This is a genomic window from Allobosea sp. FG18 (genome assembly GCF_057809495.1).
Map to the genome: position 1 here is coordinate 15,577 of NZ_JBMDKB010000027.1, position 16,430 is coordinate 32,006.

A 16,430-nucleotide genomic window follows, 5' to 3' on the forward strand; every position below is an offset into this window, starting at 1 on the left:
AACGGCGTTTGCCATGGCCTCGACATCGAAGATATCCCCTGGCTGCATTTCGCGCTTCCTCAGGCCTTGTCGATCAGAGTGATCTGGGTGTGGATGATGAGTTCGTCGGAATCGATGTCGTCGGGATTGACCACGTTCACTTCGAGGATCTTGATCACGGGCGCATCCCGCAGAGCCTCGACGGTCCCATCGACGAAGGTGCGGCGAGCCTTTTCAACGCCGCCCTGCTCGATGGTGAAATAACCCTCGCCAACGCCCACCTGGAGAGGTTCGCCTTCCTCGATCCCGCAGGGATGAACGAAGATGCAGGCGTCCCCGTCATCGGCGAAGGCGACGCCGTCGATCAGCTCAATCACATCGGCAGAGGGGGCGGTGTCGATCGACATGGTGGACAAGATCCTTGGATTCGTTGCAAGCGACCAGTGGTTGGCGAATCCTGTGCAAGCAAGGACTGCAAACCGATTCCTTCGAAGATGCTCGATAAAGCTGATCTCGCCAAGCCGCCGCGCGCCTTTACGGAGGACGAGTGGTCCAAGATCCCTCCCGACGAACAGGGGGAGGCGCTTTCGCGCGCGAGCTTCATCATGATGAGGGGAGGGGTGACCCCAGGGCAGGCTCTCGATCTCGCTTTTAAGGGAATGGAGCAGGACCTCAGTCATGCTGAAGGAGAGGTCAGCTGGGCAACGATCCATCCACTCATTGGAGCTTGGCCGCCGCCAGCCCGCTTCCCCGATGGCCGCATCCGTCGCGCCATCGTCGAACTGGCTGAGCTGACCGAGGGCTTTGCCAGGGCTGAGATCGAGGTTGGCGGGCAGATTCAGGTCGCTATCCAGGGAATTCGAGATGCAGCACCGTCGGAACCGGTCGCAAACATCGCGATCGCCGAGTTTCGAAAGATGGTGGCACCGGATCCCACCGCGATGACGGCGGAGGCGGAGGCTGAAGTTGCCTACGAGCCGGAGCTGCCAGCGATCCCATTTCCAGAGGAGGACGACGACGCAATCCGGCTCTAAGATTTCCGCTATTACAGGAATGAGATGAGTTTTCCGGCTTTAGCGGAAACCAATGGACGGCTCCAATGATTTCCGCTATAACCGGAAAACGAAAGGGATTCCGGGGATGACGGAAAATTATGCAGCCCGTTTGGGCAAGCAACTGGCCGAGGCGCGGAAGAGGCGCGGCTGGCATCTGCGCGATGTTGCCGACCGAACAGGTCGATCGATCTCCCGCATCTCGGAAGTGGAGTTGGGGCGGACCAACAGCTCGGCATCGAGCCTGGCCGAGGCTGGTGACGCCGTAGGGATGACGCTGATGTTCATTCCGAACGATAAGCTCGACCAGGTCATGGCTTTGATCAGCGAACCGCGCCCGACGGCGAGGCCGACGTCTTATGACGTAAAATCCACGTTCAACGACGTCTTCCTGGATGATGCCGACCCTGACCCCGATCAGGATGGCGAAGAGCCGCAGGAGGCACCCAGTGCTCGTCGTTGATCGTCCCTCAATAGCCGGGGTCCACCTCCGCCCCGAGCCGGGCAAGCAGATCCGAGTTGGCACGCTCATGCGTGACGATTCCGGTGTTGTGACCTTCGTCGTCGACGAGGGTTACATCGCCCTCGGCCCTGATCGCCCAATCGTCAGCATGGCCTGGCGCGGAGTGGACGAAGCCGACTCGATCTCGCGCCTGAGAGCCAGGGGTGACAAGATCATGCAGGGCGGCCTGCTGCCGGCCTTCTTCCAGAACATGATGCCGGAGGGAGCCTTGCGTGAGCTCGTGAGCAAGGAGTTCGTCCATGGGGCCTTCGATCAATTCGACCTTGCCGTGAAGCTCGGAGGCGACCTCCCCGGCGCCATCGTAATCAGTCATGAGGCGGGGAAGCAGCCCCGATTGGCCAAGAGAGAAGAAGCCGCGCCTGAGCTGGGAGAGGACAAACCCGTCGCCAATGTGAGGTTTTCGCTCGCCGGCGTGCAGCTCAAGTTCAGCGCGGACACCGTCGATCGTAAATCGATCACGGTCCCGGCGATCGGCTCTGAAGGCGAGATCATCCTGAAGACGCCCTCGAAGCAGTACCGGTTGCTCCCGGAGGTCGAATTCACATCGATGGCGCTGGCTGCTGCCGGCGGCGTCCGCACGGCAGAATTCTGGCTCGTTGAGTCCGAAGAGGTCAGCGGGGTCCCGGAAGAATACCTCAGCTACGGTCCTCATGCGCTGGCTGTGAAACGCTTCGATCGGGAGCCAGGAGGTCGCCGAATCCATATTGAGGACTTCGCGCAGATTTTCGGAGCGCTTCCCGAAGCGAAATACGTCACCGGCAACGAGGCAACGGTCTTGAATGCGGTGAGACGGTTCTGCACCGATAGCCGCGGCGAACTATTGGAGGCTGTACGGCGTCTGATGGTGTCGATTTTGCTCGGAGACGGCGATCGACACCTCAAGAACAGCTCCTTGATTTACAGGGAAACCGATCTCGGCCAGACGGCCTTTTTGACGCCGAGCTACGATGTGGTCGCGACGAACCTGTGGGGTGACGCCCGCATGGCGCTCAAGTTTGGTGGCAGTGATGACCCCTGGCGCTATGACACGGGCAAGTTCGAACGCGCTGCCGGCTTGTTGAAGGTCGAGCCGAAGGTGCTTCTCAAGGAGGCCAAACGAACGGTCGAGCGCGCACGGGACACCTGGCCGGAGACGCTTCGGGACATGCCGATCCCGAAGGCCTGGAAGGAGAAGATCGTCGATCGGATCGAGAAGCTCCCCCTGGCCAACGAGTTGTCCCCAAAACCTGTTCGAGGCGTCGAATTTCCCGACGACGAACCGGAGCCGGCCGCCGCTCCCAAACCATGAGCGGGAACACCGGCAATCCACCGATTGTGGAGCTCGAATCAAGGACTCACTTGCGAGTGCTTGCCACTCGTAGGAGAGTCGCGGGCGAGATCCACAAATCCGGTCGAATCGATGAAACGCGCGATCCTCTTCCTAGGCTTCGGACTGGCTGCATTGGTGGGCGGATGTGCTCGCGACACGCTGCAGCATGGGCCGTTCCTGATCGGCGCCGCGCGCCCCGACGTGCGAGACGGCGTGTGCTGCCCATCGCAGGAGATCCGTTCTCAGGACGCGCGTAGCCTGTGGGTGCCCTGTCAGAAGGTCGTGCTGGGCTGCGGGATCCAGGTCGAAGCCGTCGAGGTCTACGAAGAGCCTCGCGTCGTCGTCGAAGACCTGAAGCGTGTCGAGCGCCGGCCGGCCCGGTTGCGTTCCAGGTCGGCCTGGGACGGCTGACCCCTACCGAACGTAGCAGATCACATCGATCGAGCGAATCTTCTCCGAGATGATCCGCTCGATGACATTCCAATCTCCGCCGCCTAAATCCGCACCGATCCGTGGGATCGCGAGCCGGGGATCTTCGTAGAAGAAGCCTTCCTTGCGTTCGATATGACGGGCTGCGCCGCGTTCGATCATCTCGAACGCGCGCTCGACAGCGCCGTAATCGATATACTGAATTCCCTTGGGGTCGCTCTTCTGACGGATACGCTGCTGCACGATAAGGTGCAGGACCTTCTTGGTCGGCCCGAGCCAGGGTATGACCTCGCCAAGCCGATAGCCGTTGTTCTCCCCGTGTTCGAGATAGGCTTCCTTCGCCTCGGGATAGGCCTCTGCCAGCGCATAGGCGAAGCCCTTGCCCATCTTCCCCAGAGCATTGCAACCATGCGCGATGGCGATCTCATCGCCGGTGAAGAGGTCTCCGAGCTTGTAACGAAGCCTACCGACGACGCGGCCTTCGAACTCGCTCATGCTGCGTGAGCCATTCTGTCTGCGCCGACGAATGCGTCCTCCGGCTTGAGAATCGCAGACGTGACCCCCGAGAAGGTGCTCAATTCGGCTGTTCCGATGACATCCAGCATCCTGCCTTCAGACTGAGCGATGAGGTCGCCAAATGGCGTTCCAATCCCGTTAAATAGGAGGACGACGGTATCGCCTGCATCCCCGCTAAGCCAGGCCTTGATATGCAGGCCCTTGAGGATCTGAACGCGACGAACGAAGCCGCCGACGACCGCGATCCGCGGTTTGGCGTTGCCTTGCCCGAACGGCTGAAGCGCAGTGAACGCGTCGACCAGATCAGGCTCAAGCTCGCCGCATTCCACCACCAGGTCGAGCATCACCGCCGGCGGCACGAAACCCTGGATGCTTCCGTTCATAAAGGTCCGGAAGTCGTCGAGCTTCACCGGATCGAGGGTCAAGCCGGCTGCCGCGCCGTGACCGCCCCCCTTGACGAGAAGCCCATTCTGATAGGCCTGGATGACGTTCTCGCCGATGTTGTAGCCCTCGACCGAGCGGCAGGATCCCTTACCGGAGTTCCCGATGATGATGGCGGGGCGATCGAAGGCTTCCCGGACCTTGGCCGCGACCAGGCCAACAACGCCGGGATGCCATTCCTCGTCGTAGAGCACGATGACGCCGCTGTTCTTGTCCTGCCCTGACTGGATCGCGAGGTCTTTGGCGAGCTGAACGGCGTGCTTCTGCATCTTCTGCCGCTCGCTGTTCATCTCGTGAAGCTGCTTGGCCAGAAACTCGGCCCGCTTCTCGTCGTCCGTCGTCAGTATCTCGGCGCCAAGCGTCATGTCGTCGATCCGGCCGGCAGCGTTGATGCAGGGGCCGAAGACGAAGCCGCAAGAGACGGGCGTGAAGGCGCTCTCGCCGGTCGCATCGACCAAGGCTCGGATACCCGCGATCTCGGCCATCCTGGGCAGCCCCAGTGCAACGTAGGCCCGGTTGAGGCCGACGAGAGGGACGACGTCAGCAACGGTTCCCAGCGCCACAAGCCCGAGCAGGCAGCGGATGTCTGGTGGGTTGCCGGGATAGAAGCCAGCAGCGCGAAGTTCCCGAACGACGCCGACGGCGAAGAGGAAGGCCAAACCAGCGGTGCAGAGGTAGTCGAGCGAGCGGTCCTCGTCGGGGCGCTTGGGGTTGACCAGGACGGCATCAGGGAGCTCGGCGCCGGCTTCGTGGTGATCGATGATCAGGACATCCAGTCCGGCCTGGCGCGCATGCGTCACCGGCTCGATTGCTGCCGTACCCGAATCCAGGATGACCAGCAGGTTCGCGCCACTCGCCGCGAGCTCATCGACGAGGCGAGTGTTCGGTCCATAGCCGTCGCGGATGCGATGCGGGATACGCCACAGCACGCGCTCATGCCCAAGCAAGCGCAGAAAGCGGATTACGATCGCGGTTGAGGTGGCGCCATCCACGTCATAGTCGCCGATTAGCCCGATAGCTTCACCGCGCTGAACTGCCTCAGCAAAGCGCTTCGTCGCCTGGTCCATGCCCTTCAGGCGCGACGGATCAGGCATCGCGGATTTGAAGTTGGGAGCGAAGAAGGCTTCGAGGTCGCCGACACCGCGCGCGGCAGCGATCTGACCGACGCGAGAGTCGACCCAGGCCGGAGCGGTGTGATTGGGAGCCTCTCGCAAACCATAGGTCCGGTTGCGGGCGGAGCGATCGGTGCAGAACTGGAGTGACATCGCCTCATCCTGATCGCGAGGTGTGCAACTGTCGACGCCGAGCAACCGCAATCCACCGATATCATGAAGGAATGAATGGGCGGTCCTTGAGAAATTCTGCAGACGCGGCTTGGATTGGACTCGCAATCATGAATTGCCATCCCATTTCTCATCCGAGTTCGGAACGGGTCCATGCCAATCTCCACGAAAGTTCTGATCATCGGTTCGGGTGCCGCCGGCTATACGGCAGCAATTTATGCTGCGCGCGCTGGTCTCGATCCGATCGTGATCTCGGGCCTTCAGCCGGGCGGGCAGCTCACGATCACCACAGATGTCGAGAACATGCCCGGCTTTCCTGACGGCGTTCAGGGCCCGGAGCTGATGGAGAAAATGCGGGCGCAGGCCGAGCGCTTCGGCACCCGCGTTGTCGTCGATACGGTCGTGGAGGTCGATCTCTCGGCCCGCCCCATCAAGGCCGTCACCGACAATGGTGATATCTACGAAGGTGAGACGCTGATCATCGCCACCGGCGCGCAGGCGCGCTGGCTCGGCATCGAGTCGGAGCAGCGCTTCAACGGATTTGGGGTTTCGGCCTGCGCTACTTGCGACGGGTTCTTCTATCGCGGCAAGAACGTCGTGGTGATCGGAGGCGGCAACACCGCCGTCGAGGAGGCCCTCTACCTCGCCAACCTCGCGGCGAAGGTGACGCTCGTCCACCGACGCGACAGCCTGCGCGCGGAAAAGATCCTCCAGGAGCGACTCTTCGCGCACCCCAAGATCGAGGTCATCTGGGATCACGCTGTCGACGAGGTTCTCGGCGACCTGCAGCCGCTCGTCGCAGTCAATGGCCTTCGTATCAAGCATGTCCGTTCGGGAGCCACCCAGTTGGTCGCCGTCGACGGCGTCTTCATCGCGATCGGACACGATCCAGCCGTCTCCCTCTTCAAGGGGCAGGTCCAGCTGGACGAGTCCGGTTGCATCAAGGTCGACCAGCGGACCATGCGGCTCATTGGGACCGACGCCCCGGCGTGGGGAGCGGGTGACGTTGCGGGCCCGGTAACCAGGCAGGCGGTCGTCGCGGCCGGCATGGGCTGCATCGCAGCGCTCGAAGCCGAGAAGTTCCTCGCCGCCATGACGCCCGCGACGCAGGCAGAGGCAGCGTAACCGGCAATGATGGCCACGAAAGCCACCAAGTGGCTGATCGCGACCCTGCTCCTGTCGGCTGCGCTGCTGACAGGTGCGAGCGAAGCGATCGCCAAGGGCAGCTATTCGCGCCCCTCGTTTTCGAGCTCGTCGAGCTACTCGCGTCCGAGCATTTCGGCGCCGTCCCGTTCGTCGAGCTTTGGAAGCTCGTCCGGGTACACGCGCCCGTCGCTCTCCGCGCCGCGCCCGACGGCACCGAGCGCAGCGCCATCGCGGCCGGCCCCCTCTTTCGGTGACCGGCAGATTAACCGATCGATCTCCGGATCTGCCCTCCGAGAGTACCGTGAGCGGAGAGACATCGAGGTCAATCGGCCGTCAATGTCGGCTCCCCGCCCGAGCCCTCCGTCACCCAGCGTGGCCTCACCTTCGGGCCAGCCGAGCGTCCCGAACGCGACCGCTTCGGGGACCGCTTGGTCGCGTCCTTCAGCACCTTCGGTGCCACCGACGCCTCGCGCGCCGTCGTGGTCCAACCCGCCGGCACCCTATGCGACAACGACGCGGAGCTACGGCGGTGACAGCAATAGCTGGCTCCTGTGGTGGCTGCTCGCCAATCAGCAGCATTCCTCGTCAGCAGCCTGGATGGCGGCTCATCGCGACGATGCCAACGTCAAGGCATGGCGAGCCGAAGCGGAAGAGATGGCTCGAAACAACGCCGACCTTCGCGAGAAGCTCGACGCGCTCGATCGCCGCGTGTCCGGCCTGTCACCGACAGAGGTCGCCAACGCGACGCTCCCGGACGACGTGACGGCCGCCCTTTCGATCACAAGAGCGAAGGCTCAGACGCGAGAGCGCCCTGCGTCCGATCAGGAAGGCCTCGGCCTCATCGGATGGTTGTTCGTTCTCTCGCTACTCGCCGCGGCGACCCTCGTGATTTTGCAGTTCCTGCGAAGGAAGAACCCTCCGATGCGGACCACGACCGCAGCGCGTTCCCCTGCGCCGCCTCCGCCGAAGACGCCGACGATGAGGTTTATTCCCGGCCACGTCGTGCAGCTCGAATATGCCCAGTTCTTGCTCGCGGACCAGCTGAAGGTCACGGCCCCGAAGGGGCTAACTGCCTCCCGCCAGGAGCTCTCGGTTACGGCGGTCGGCGAGATCGGCGACAACCAATTCCGACTGCACCTCGGGGACGATGCTTTCATCGCCGCCACGATCGGCAGGGATGGCAGCGTCGCTGAAGCGCGCTTCTTCAGCATGATCGATGAGGTGACGCCGGAAACCGCGGACGAATGGGGTCTCTGGCTGAGCCCCCAGGACGGCCTCATCGGTTTCCCGGTCTTCGAGACCAAGGACGGAGTTCGCTACGACCGCGTCTGGGCTCCAGGCGAGACGCAGGCAGCCCCGATTTCGGTCACGGAAGGCGTAACCAACGCGGACCTTAGTGAGCGCCCCTACGGTCACGAGATGATGCTGTACGCTCGCGACACGGGCCTCAGCCAGCCTGCTCCTGCCACCGAATTCCTTCTGGTCTCAGCCACTGAGGAAGGCTTCGGATCCGCCTATGTGCGGCTGTGGGCAGGCATCGACATCCCGACATCTTCCATTCGCTCGACGAAGGCCTGAACCAAATGATCGACACCTCTCTCATCCTCAACACACTCGGCAGTGGCGTGCCTGTGATCCTGCTGCATGCCGTTATGGCGTCGGCCATGTTCGCCGGCGCCCTCTGGCTGCGCGTTTGTCTCACCCCCTTCGAGGAGCTCGCGGAGATCCAGGCCGGCAACTCCGCCGCCGCAATCAATCTGAGTGGGGTGATGATCGCGCTCGCGGTCCCCCTGGCATCGACGCTTGTCACCAGCGCCGGGACTCTCGACGTCGCGGTCTGGGGACTGGTGACGGTCGCTGTGCAGCTCGTTTTCAGCGAATTCGCCGGGCGTCTTTTCATCCGGCAGACGGATGTCGTGCGGGACCGTAACGCCGCCGGCGCCATCGCGCTCGCTTCCGCCCAGCTGAGCCTTGGCCTTCTGAACGCCGGTGCGCTCGCTCTCTGATTTTACGATTCCGCGCCCCGGGACCGGCCGGGACCGCGGATCCTCTTTCCGGTTAGGAGAAGAACCATGAGCCTGGCTTTCATCAAGAACCTTTTGGGCGTCCGTAAGGACAAAGTCGTCGCCAGCGCGATCGAGGCGGTGGTTCGCATGGATCCGAAATCGGCCACCGAGGCCGAACTCAGGACCATGGAGGAGAACCTCGATCGCATCGGCCGCGCGGTCGCCGACGCGCAGATTGCCTTCGACAAGGAAAAGCGCGAAGCCGACGCCATCGTCGCGATGTTCAATCAACGCCTCGCCGCCGCGGAGTTGCTGCAGACCAAGGTTCTCGGCGAGGAAGATCCCGCCGCCAAGGCCGGCTTGCAGAAGAGCCTCGAGGACCTCCTCGGGCTGATCGAAGGCATGCACGAAGACGTCGCTCGGGAAAAGCAGGATGCCGTCGACGCCGAAGCATTCCTGGCCGAGCTGCAGACGGCCTACAGCGAGGCTGCCGGGCGCATCCGCACGGCGCGCGCCGACCTGGAGCGCGCCGAACGCGATATGGCCCGAGCCGATCGACAGCTCGATGCGGCCAAGGGGCGGGAGCAAAACGCGCGAGAGCTGGCCGGCCTTTCTTCAGCGAGCAACGGAATCGACGTGGCCCTGAAGGCTATGAAGGATGCGGCGACAAATGCCACGACCGCGGCAGCCGTGGCGGACCAGAAGGCGCGCCTTTTGCGGCCGACCGCTCCGGAGAAGGCTGACGCGAACATTGCAGCCGCTATGGCTGCAGCCGCAGGTACGCCGGCTGCTCCCGCGTCGAGCGCGGACCGCCTGGCGGCGCTCAAGGCCGCTCGGGTCTGAATACCGCGACAATGTTCGGAAGGCGGCGTCGCGCTGACGCCGCCTTTTCTGTTTCAGGATGCAACGGGGATAAGAATGCCTGGATCCGGCATCCCAATGAGCTTCGCCGTCTGAAGCATGCTTTGGCGTCGGCCAGTGGCCGCGGCGAGCAGAGCTTCAACCTCGGCTAGCTCCTGGCGCTTCCTAACCGCGTCCTGGATTGCTCGATAGACCTTAACCGCCTCGACTTTGCACGCGCTAGCAATCAGGCGTTCCGGGAATTGGATGGCAAAGTTGTAGGCGGCCATTCGAATGGATTTGACGACGATCTCAGCCTCTGACTGCGAGACCGGTTCGCCTTCGCCTCTGCCGGCAGCCTGGTGCGACATGGAGAAGTCTGGGCGACCGTAGCGCGCAGCGGAGACGAACCACCAAGGCTCGGCATCGCGATCCTGAGGATCCGCCGCATCCTTTAGCCTCGTCAGCCGGCACGTCGCCTTCAGCAGAACGCCGCCGGTGCTGATGCCCCGATAGCCCACTTCAACCGTATCGCCGTCCAGTGCCTTGGTCGTGAACTGGGCTGCGCGGCCGAGATTAGTCCGTTCGGTGACGTATGGCTCGCTTCGAGCATCCCAATAGGCAATCTCGGCATCGAGGCGTTCGCGAGAGATGTCGACGGCAGGCAGGGCATACATAGGTGGGACGGCAACAGGTGGAGGGACCAGCTCCACGTCATCTAGGGCGGATAGCCTGCTCGACAGGGTCAAATTCAAAGTCTCCGATCGTGCCAGCCATAAGCAGCCGCACGGCTTCATCGATCACAGTCACAGGCACGAGGAACCATTCCCGCGGCTGAACACCCCGCGAGAACCTGTCCGTCACGTCGATCTTAAGCGCCACAGCTCCAAAGAAATTATGAAGGATGCGTTCGACCCTGACTGGATCCGAATTGAACAGCGTAAACGTCTTCAGGAGTTCCGCCGGCGCCATGAGGAAGGTCGGGTCCTGGCTCGCCCGTGCAATACGCCGCTCCGCCTTTCCAGTGGTGACGCCGATCTTGTGCAGGTTCTTGAGCCCGCGGATTGCCGGGTTCGATCCGCGGTAGAGCGCGACGTAAATGCACCCCGAGCGGATATCGCCCTCCTGGACCGAACTCCCGAAGAGCGGGCCGGCCTGGGGAGTGGAAATGCGCCGCCCGCTTTCGTCCTTGTAGAGGTGGCGAGCGAGGCTTCGAAGCAAGAGTTCGGACTCGGTTCCGTTGTCGTAGATGCAGCGCAAGCGGGCATCCTTGCGGCCGTAGCGGACGTGGGGGTCGTTCACCTCGGCCACGTAGACGATTACCCCGTTGAGGATGAACCAGTCGCCGGCGTTGATATCCTGCTCGTTAACGAACCGAAGCGCCTTCCGGGATCCGCTTGCGAGCTCGGCCGCGCACGCATCAAAGAGAGGCTTGAAGTTAGCGAAGTCAGGGCAGGGCGTCCGGTTCGCGATCCAATCCGCCTCGGCGCGCTTGCCCCCGACAAACCGAAGCTCGAAAATATCGTCGTGCTCGGAAGAAAGCACACCGTCGTCGAGCGACAGGATCTCATCGACCGACGTGGGAGAGACGGCACCAGGCTCCATCGTCGGCTTCAAAGGCGACAGGACGCCGTGCCGATCGAAGGGCTTCAGCGACGCGATGAGATCCGGCTTCGAGAGGTATTTGCCGAGCCGGATGGCAAGCCGTCTTTCCGTCGTCGACGCGGTGATGCCGCGCACGGCGTCAGGCATCAGCGGTCGACGGCCATTGGCGTCGACGAAAAGCAGAATCTCCTCGAATTCCTGGCGGACCCGAGTATCGACGGTCGATGCGGCCTGGGTCTCCTCCGGGACCGAAATCAGGTCATCATCGGCGAGAATGTCGTCGAGGGAGCGCTTGGTCATCTCAGCCGGCTGCCTCGCGCCGTCGGCGTACCTTCTCGTTCTGGAGCCAGATCACCGCCTCGGCCATGCGACGCTCCATTGGAACCTGGCTCTGGATGTTCGGCATCGAGCCGTGCACCTTCTTGAACTCGACGATCCGGTCATAGAGCAGAACGGCCTCGGCTTCCGTCATTGCGATCGTGGTCGCGCGGATCGTTTCGTGGATGCGCTGGAGCACGGGCGCGCTCACCGCCTTCGAGAGAACCTCGTAGGCGCGCTGAAACGGGTTGACTGCGTCAATGAGATCGATGTGCAGGTCGTCGATATTGATGAAGCGTCCGGCCATTTTGACGAAACGATCCCCACCGGTGTCATTTACGGCCGCGGTCGCGCCTCCGGCTCCGCTCCCGCCTGAACCGCCGCCAGAGCTTCCAGAGCCAGCCCCTAGGACCTCCTCGCCTTCAACCGCCGCTCGCTTCAGCACTGTGTCGACCACGAGGTGTTGGCGAACCTCCTCGACCTCGGTGTCGGAGAGACCGGGATAGCGCTCCTCGATCAGCTTGGGGATGTAGACCTTGTTGATCACCTCGGGCGCGTACTCCTGGGGGCTCATCGCGGCGCGCATGATGGTGTCGTTCTGGAGGATCGCAGCCTTCAGGTCGTTGAGGTCGCTCTCGATAATCTGCCTTGAGCGCTCCGTAGATGGCTCCTTGAAGCCTTTGATCCGAACGGTCTGGTCCCCGTCATCCGCCTTCTGGCGATGCCCTTCGACGTCGTCATCATCCTTGTGCGTCTTGAACTTGAAGTTCGGCGCGAGGACTTGCTCCATCAGGAGCGAGCAGGCGATCGCCTTCAGCATATTGTTCACGGCGCTGACGACCGTGTCTTCGGCAGCGTCAGGCTGCGCGATCAGGTTCGTGAATCGGGCTTCTTCCTTGCCTGGGGCGTCGCGGGTCACACGTCCGATGATCTGGACGACTTCCGTCAGCGATCCCCTGTAGCCGACCGTCAGAGCGTGCTCGCACCAGATCCAGTCGAACCCTTCCTTCGCCATGCCAAGCGCGATGATGATGTCGAGGTCGTCCTTAGACTTGATCCCGCGGATCGTCTCCATGACGAGCTCGCGCCCTTCCTCGGTGACCAGGTCAGCGACTTTCAAAAGGCGGCCGGACGGGTGCTTGATGAGATAAAGGCCAGTTTTCGGATCGCGATCCTTAACGACGTCACCGAGGTGATCTAGGATAAGATCCACCTCAATGTACTTGTCCTTGGTGCTTTCTCCAGACTGGACGCTGGGGATGTGGATGATGGTCTTTAGAGAAGGGTCGATGGACTCACCGATGACATCGACGTAGCGCCCTCGATACATCTGGAACGCCAAGATCAGCCGCTTCAGATGCTCGTAATTGGCCAGCTGCTCATACGTGGTGTAAGCAACCTTCGTGAACTTCGCTTCGTCCTCGGGCAAGAGGATCGGCGTCGCGTCGCCGCGGAAATAGGAGCCCGTCATCGCGACGATGTGGGTCTCCTTGTTCAAGAGGAAGGCGCGGACGATTTCGCCGAGACGGCTGTCCTCCCCCGCCGACGCATGGTGGAACTCGTCGATTGCGACGCAGATGTTTTCGAATGCCGCAGGGCCCAGCTGCTCGTAGGCGAAGCGGAGCGTCGCGTGGGTGCAGACCAGCACTTCGCCCGGGCTGGACATGAACCGCACGAACTCTGCGACCTTCCGGCGGTTTCCGGCGGTCGTGCAAAGATTCCACTCTTCCGCGACCACCCAGTCCGCGAAGAAGCCGTCTTTAGACAGCGGAGTCGAGCCGAAAGAGGCGCCGATCGTCCTCTCGGGGACGGCGACGATCAGCTTGGAAAGCCCCTGATTCCGGAGCTTGTCGAGCCCCACGAACATCAGCGCCCGGCTTTTACCGGACGCCGGCGGTGACTTCACGAGCAGGAACTGCGCGTTCCTGTGTTCGAAGACGCGAGCCTGCATCTCGCGCATGCCAAGCGCGTTCGTTTTCTTGCCGGTTCCCTTATGGGCGTAGTGTACGGCAACCAAATCGGTCATCAGGCAGCCCTCCCAGCGGCTGACTCGGTCGCATTGCGCGCAGCGTAGAGCTTGAAGAGGTGCGAGAGCCTCTCTTCGTCGGATTTGAAGGGTCTGCCCCGGTAAATCGTCTCAAGGGCTTCGTCGAGCTCCTGGTGAGCTTTGAGGAGGCCCGGGGGCATCTTTCCTGGGTCGTAAAGATCATCGATCCGAGCGCCGGGGTGGTTCTCGCGCTCGTCCATGATCTTCCAGGCGCAGTCCGCCAGGGCCGCCTTCTGCTTCTCCGACAGATCCGGCAACGGCAGGGTGTGGTAGATCAGCGTGTTCGAATATCTGATGCGCAGCTCCAGGCCGCCCCCGACTGCCAGACTCCAGAGCGCATGCAGGCGCGAGCTCAGAATCGCCATGACGTGGTGGGGAGCATCGAAGATCGCGAAATGCGGCGCGATGACGAGCGAGTCCTGAGGGAGATAGCCGACCGGGAGATAGGCGCGTCGTTCACTCGACACCTGAGGGATGAAGAGGATTTCGCCTGCCTCGTGCCGGTTCTCGATGAAGAGGTGCGGAGTCGGCGCCCAGCTCTTGGTCTCGGGACGCTTGCTGTCCTCGCGATAGGTTTTGCAGCGATCGAGCCGGGTCTTCAGGGCAGGGATTGCCTCGGCCTGGCGGACGTTCTTGTCGTCAAGCCATAAGCACCAGCGCTCGATCCCCTTGATAAACTCCTGCGCTCCGAAAATGCGCTTGAAAAGAGGCCGGGCTTCAGGGTGCTCCGAGAGAACGGCGTTCATCTCCTGGGGAGAGAACAGCAGGTGCCCGCCATCGTTCGACATGCTGCCGAAGTTCATGCGAGGCAGGTCGCTGCCAGCCGCCCGGCGCGGGCGCACGATCACGGTAGGTGCGTCGACGAGGTAGGGGTTGATGTTCTTGACCGCCTTGAGGGTGCCCTCAGGGCTGTAGAGGAGCTTGTCCTCCGATGAGGCTGCGCCGACGCCAACGATGATGCAGGTCACACCAGCGACGTTGGACGCGCCGTTCCTCCATTTGAACGCCTGGTGAGCGAACAGGATCTCCTGCCCCCGCTTGTAGATCAGCGGCCAAAGCAGGCTGGCATGCTCGCCCTGGCAGATCGAGTTGGTGGTGACGAACGCGAAGCGTCCGCCTGTCGCGGCCGCATACTCCGACGCCTTGATCATGAAGGCGCAGACATAATCCATGTTGCCGAACTTCGTGGTCACGCCATCGAAGACATGCGCCATATCGGCCTTCTGCTCGGCGGTCTGTTGGCCTCGACCGAGATACGGCGGATTGCCGACAACATACGTCTCGGACCCCTTTTCGGCTGGGCAGACGCTCAACCACGCTACGCGGGTCGCATTGCCGCATCGGATGGTCCCGCCGTCGGTCAGGGGAAGGGCGGGCTTCCCGCTGCCAAACACCCCCTCGAACTCCTTGTTGAGCTGGTGCTGCGCGATCCAGAGCGAAAGCTTGGCGGTTTCCGCGGCGAAGTCAGTGTATTCGATCCCGAAGAACGACGAGAGACGTATCTCCGACATCGGCAGGGACAGCTGCGATGATAGCTCCTTCAGCCGTTGGAAGACCCGGATTTCGAGCCGCCGCATTTCCCGGTACGAAACGATCAGGAAGTTGCCAGAGCCGCAGGCCGGGTCGAACACGCGTAGCCGATAAAGCCTCTTCAACAGGGCCTCCAGCGCCGGCTTGCTGTTCCAGCCCTTGGTCAGGTCGCGCTCAAGCGAGTCGAGGAACATCGGCCGGAGGATGTTCATGATGTTCGAGACGCTGGTGTAGTGGACACCCATCCGGGCGCGCAGCGCAGGGTCGACCGCTGCCTGGATCATCGACCCGAAAATGTCAGGCGTGATCGCGGCGTAATTGAGCAGCGAGAGTTCGACCAGGAGCCGCAGTGCGGCGCCATCGAATTCCGGAACTTCGGTCCGGTCGCGGAACAGCCCGCCATTCACATAGGGGTAGCGACGAGCATAGGCGGGGATGTCTTCCCGATCCTCGTTCGGCCGATCCATCGCATCGAAGAGCGCGGTCAGGATCGACTTTGCGTTCGAGCCGTCTCGGCTCATGAGCTCAGCGATCGTCCGGGAAAAGAGCCCTTCTTCGAGGATGCCTGTGTCCTCGGCAAAGAGGCAAAACAGGACCCGCGTCATGAAGAGGTTCATCGCATGGGTGCGATCCTGCTTCAGCCACTCGCGGTTCGCGGCCACGATCGCATCATAGAAGCGAGCCAGCCTCGATGCCGCCTTGATGTCCGCAGGGTTCTCGGGGGCCGCCTCGTATCGCTCGACCCCGCCCAGGGGCAGCAAGATGTCGAAATGGTCGCCGAGCTTCGCGAGGTCGTCGTGACGATACTCGTCCGCCTTCATGTCGCGGATCGAGACCTTCGCACCGTCGGTTGCAATCAGGATGCGGGGCTTGTGAGCCTTGGCTGCAGCGGCCTCGGCCATTTCATCGAGTGTCTCGGCGACCCTGTCCCGCGAACTGACGCGGAAGAACAGCTTCCCCTTCCAGAGAAGGTCGTCGGAACGCTCGCCCTTGTTCAGGCTGCCGGCTTGCAAGCGCGCCACCGTTGCGCGAGGGGCGCCATAGATTTCCAGGAGCCTAAGAGGAAGTCGTGCAGGATCGAAGGGACTCTGCTCACCAAGTGAGCTCAGATTGCTTTCGATCTCGGCTATATTCACAGCAAGGCCACCTTCACCAAACGAAGCGTCAGCCTAGGCGAAGATGCCTTAACGGGGGAAGAAGCAGAGCGAGCTCACCCACCGAGAATCGTAGCAGAGTTAAGCGATATTCGGAGAACAGCGGCGTTTGGGCGCCTTGCAGATGCTCTCAACACGATAGTGGCTGCGGGTCGTTCAAAACCCGCAAATTCGCGTCAACCATTCAAGAGCGCCATTTGCGTAGGCGGTTCTTCAGGAGTTCAGCTCCAAGCTTGGGCGGAGCTCCTGAAG

At 62.3% G+C, this 16,430-nt stretch carries 15 protein-coding genes; 8 read left to right on the forward strand and 7 right to left on the reverse strand.

The features are described 5' to 3' along the window. Window positions 1-59: 59 nt before the first annotated feature. Window positions 60-386 carry a hypothetical protein gene (locus tag ACODTJ_RS24555; protein WP_488850445.1) on the reverse strand — a complete coding sequence of 109 codons (327 nt, stop codon included), beginning with the start codon at window positions 384-386 and terminating at the stop codon, window positions 60-62. Window positions 387-473: 87 nt separating this feature from the next. Here ACODTJ_RS24555 and ACODTJ_RS24560 point away from each other — a divergent pair, with 87 nt between their 5' ends. From ACODTJ_RS24560 to ACODTJ_RS24575, 4 genes are all read left to right on the forward strand, one after another. Then, the gene (locus tag ACODTJ_RS24560; RefSeq protein ID WP_488850447.1) at window positions 474-1,013 is read left to right on the forward strand and encodes a hypothetical protein; all 540 of its coding nucleotides are present in this window, start codon (window positions 474-476) and stop codon (window positions 1,011-1,013) included. A gap of 52 nt (window positions 1,014-1,065) precedes the next feature. Next, complete coding sequence (locus ACODTJ_RS24565; RefSeq protein ID WP_488850449.1) at window positions 1,066-1,494, forward strand: helix-turn-helix domain-containing protein; 429 nt, start codon at window positions 1,066-1,068, stop codon at window positions 1,492-1,494. Further along, the gene (locus ACODTJ_RS24570) at window positions 1,481-2,842 is read left to right on the forward strand and encodes a type II toxin-antitoxin system HipA family toxin (RefSeq protein WP_488850451.1); all 1,362 of its coding nucleotides are present in this window, start codon (window positions 1,481-1,483) and stop codon (window positions 2,840-2,842) included. Before ACODTJ_RS24565 ends, ACODTJ_RS24570 begins: the two co-directional genes overlap by 14 nt. Window positions 2,843-2,953: 111 nt before the next feature. Next, a complete protein-coding gene (locus ACODTJ_RS24575; RefSeq protein WP_488850453.1) occupies window positions 2,954-3,274 on the forward strand; it encodes a hypothetical protein in 321 nt (106 codons plus the stop codon). Between the two features lie 3 nt (window positions 3,275-3,277). Here ACODTJ_RS24575 and ACODTJ_RS24580 read toward each other — a convergent pair whose 3' ends face one another. Beyond that, window positions 3,278-3,787 carry a macro domain-containing protein gene (locus tag ACODTJ_RS24580; protein ID WP_488850455.1) on the reverse strand — a complete coding sequence of 170 codons (510 nt, stop codon included), beginning with the start codon at window positions 3,785-3,787 and terminating at the stop codon, window positions 3,278-3,280. After that, window positions 3,784-5,559, reverse strand: coding sequence for a single-stranded-DNA-specific exonuclease RecJ (gene recJ, locus ACODTJ_RS24585; RefSeq protein ID WP_488850457.1), 1,776 nt, complete (start codon window positions 5,557-5,559; stop codon window positions 3,784-3,786). The genes ACODTJ_RS24580 and recJ overlap by 4 nt, the downstream gene beginning before the upstream one ends. 126 nt (window positions 5,560-5,685) lie before the next feature. On the opposite strand from recJ, the gene trxB reads away from it, so the two are divergent. The 4 genes from trxB (at window position 5,686) to ACODTJ_RS24605 (ending at window position 9,527) form a co-directional block, all read left to right on the forward strand. Then, entirely contained in the window at window positions 5,686-6,657 is a 972-nt protein-coding gene (trxB, locus tag ACODTJ_RS24590) for a thioredoxin-disulfide reductase (RefSeq protein WP_488850459.1), read from the forward strand. Window positions 6,658-7,275: 618 nt separating this feature from the next. Beyond that, window positions 7,276-8,256: a DUF2491 family protein gene (locus ACODTJ_RS24595; RefSeq protein WP_488850461.1), complete on the forward strand. Its 981-nt coding sequence runs from the start codon at window positions 7,276-7,278 to the stop codon at window positions 8,254-8,256. Between the two features lie 5 nt (window positions 8,257-8,261). Further along, window positions 8,262-8,684 carry a DUF350 domain-containing protein gene (locus ACODTJ_RS24600; RefSeq protein ID WP_488850463.1) on the forward strand — a complete coding sequence of 141 codons (423 nt, stop codon included), beginning with the start codon at window positions 8,262-8,264 and terminating at the stop codon, window positions 8,682-8,684. A gap of 66 nt (window positions 8,685-8,750) precedes the next feature. After that, window positions 8,751-9,527, forward strand: a complete 777-nt coding sequence (locus tag ACODTJ_RS24605; RefSeq protein ID WP_488850465.1) for a hypothetical protein — start codon at window positions 8,751-8,753, stop codon at window positions 9,525-9,527. 53 nt (window positions 9,528-9,580) lie between these two features. Here ACODTJ_RS24605 and ACODTJ_RS24610 read toward each other — a convergent pair whose 3' ends face one another. Genes ACODTJ_RS24610 through ACODTJ_RS24625 form a run of 4 tightly spaced genes read right to left on the reverse strand, consistent with a single transcriptional unit; the run spans window position 9,581 to window position 16,160 of the window. Further along, a complete protein-coding gene (locus tag ACODTJ_RS24610; RefSeq protein ID WP_488850467.1) occupies window positions 9,581-10,201 on the reverse strand; it encodes a hypothetical protein in 621 nt (206 codons plus the stop codon). A 37-nt stretch (window positions 10,202-10,238) separates the two neighbouring features. Next, window positions 10,239-11,429 carry a GIY-YIG nuclease family protein gene (locus ACODTJ_RS24615; RefSeq protein WP_488850469.1) on the reverse strand — a complete coding sequence of 397 codons (1,191 nt, stop codon included), beginning with the start codon at window positions 11,427-11,429 and terminating at the stop codon, window positions 10,239-10,241. A gap of 1 nt (window position 11,430) precedes the next feature. Beyond that, window positions 11,431-13,473: a DEAD/DEAH box helicase gene (locus ACODTJ_RS24620; protein WP_488850471.1), complete on the reverse strand. Its 2,043-nt coding sequence runs from the start codon at window positions 13,471-13,473 to the stop codon at window positions 11,431-11,433. Next, on the reverse strand, window positions 13,473-16,160 hold the full coding sequence (locus ACODTJ_RS24625; RefSeq protein ID WP_488850473.1) for a class I SAM-dependent DNA methyltransferase: 2,688 nt from the start codon (window positions 16,158-16,160) through the stop codon (window positions 13,473-13,475). Before ACODTJ_RS24625 ends, ACODTJ_RS24620 begins: the two co-directional genes overlap by 1 nt. Window positions 16,161-16,430: the final 270 nt, after the last annotated feature.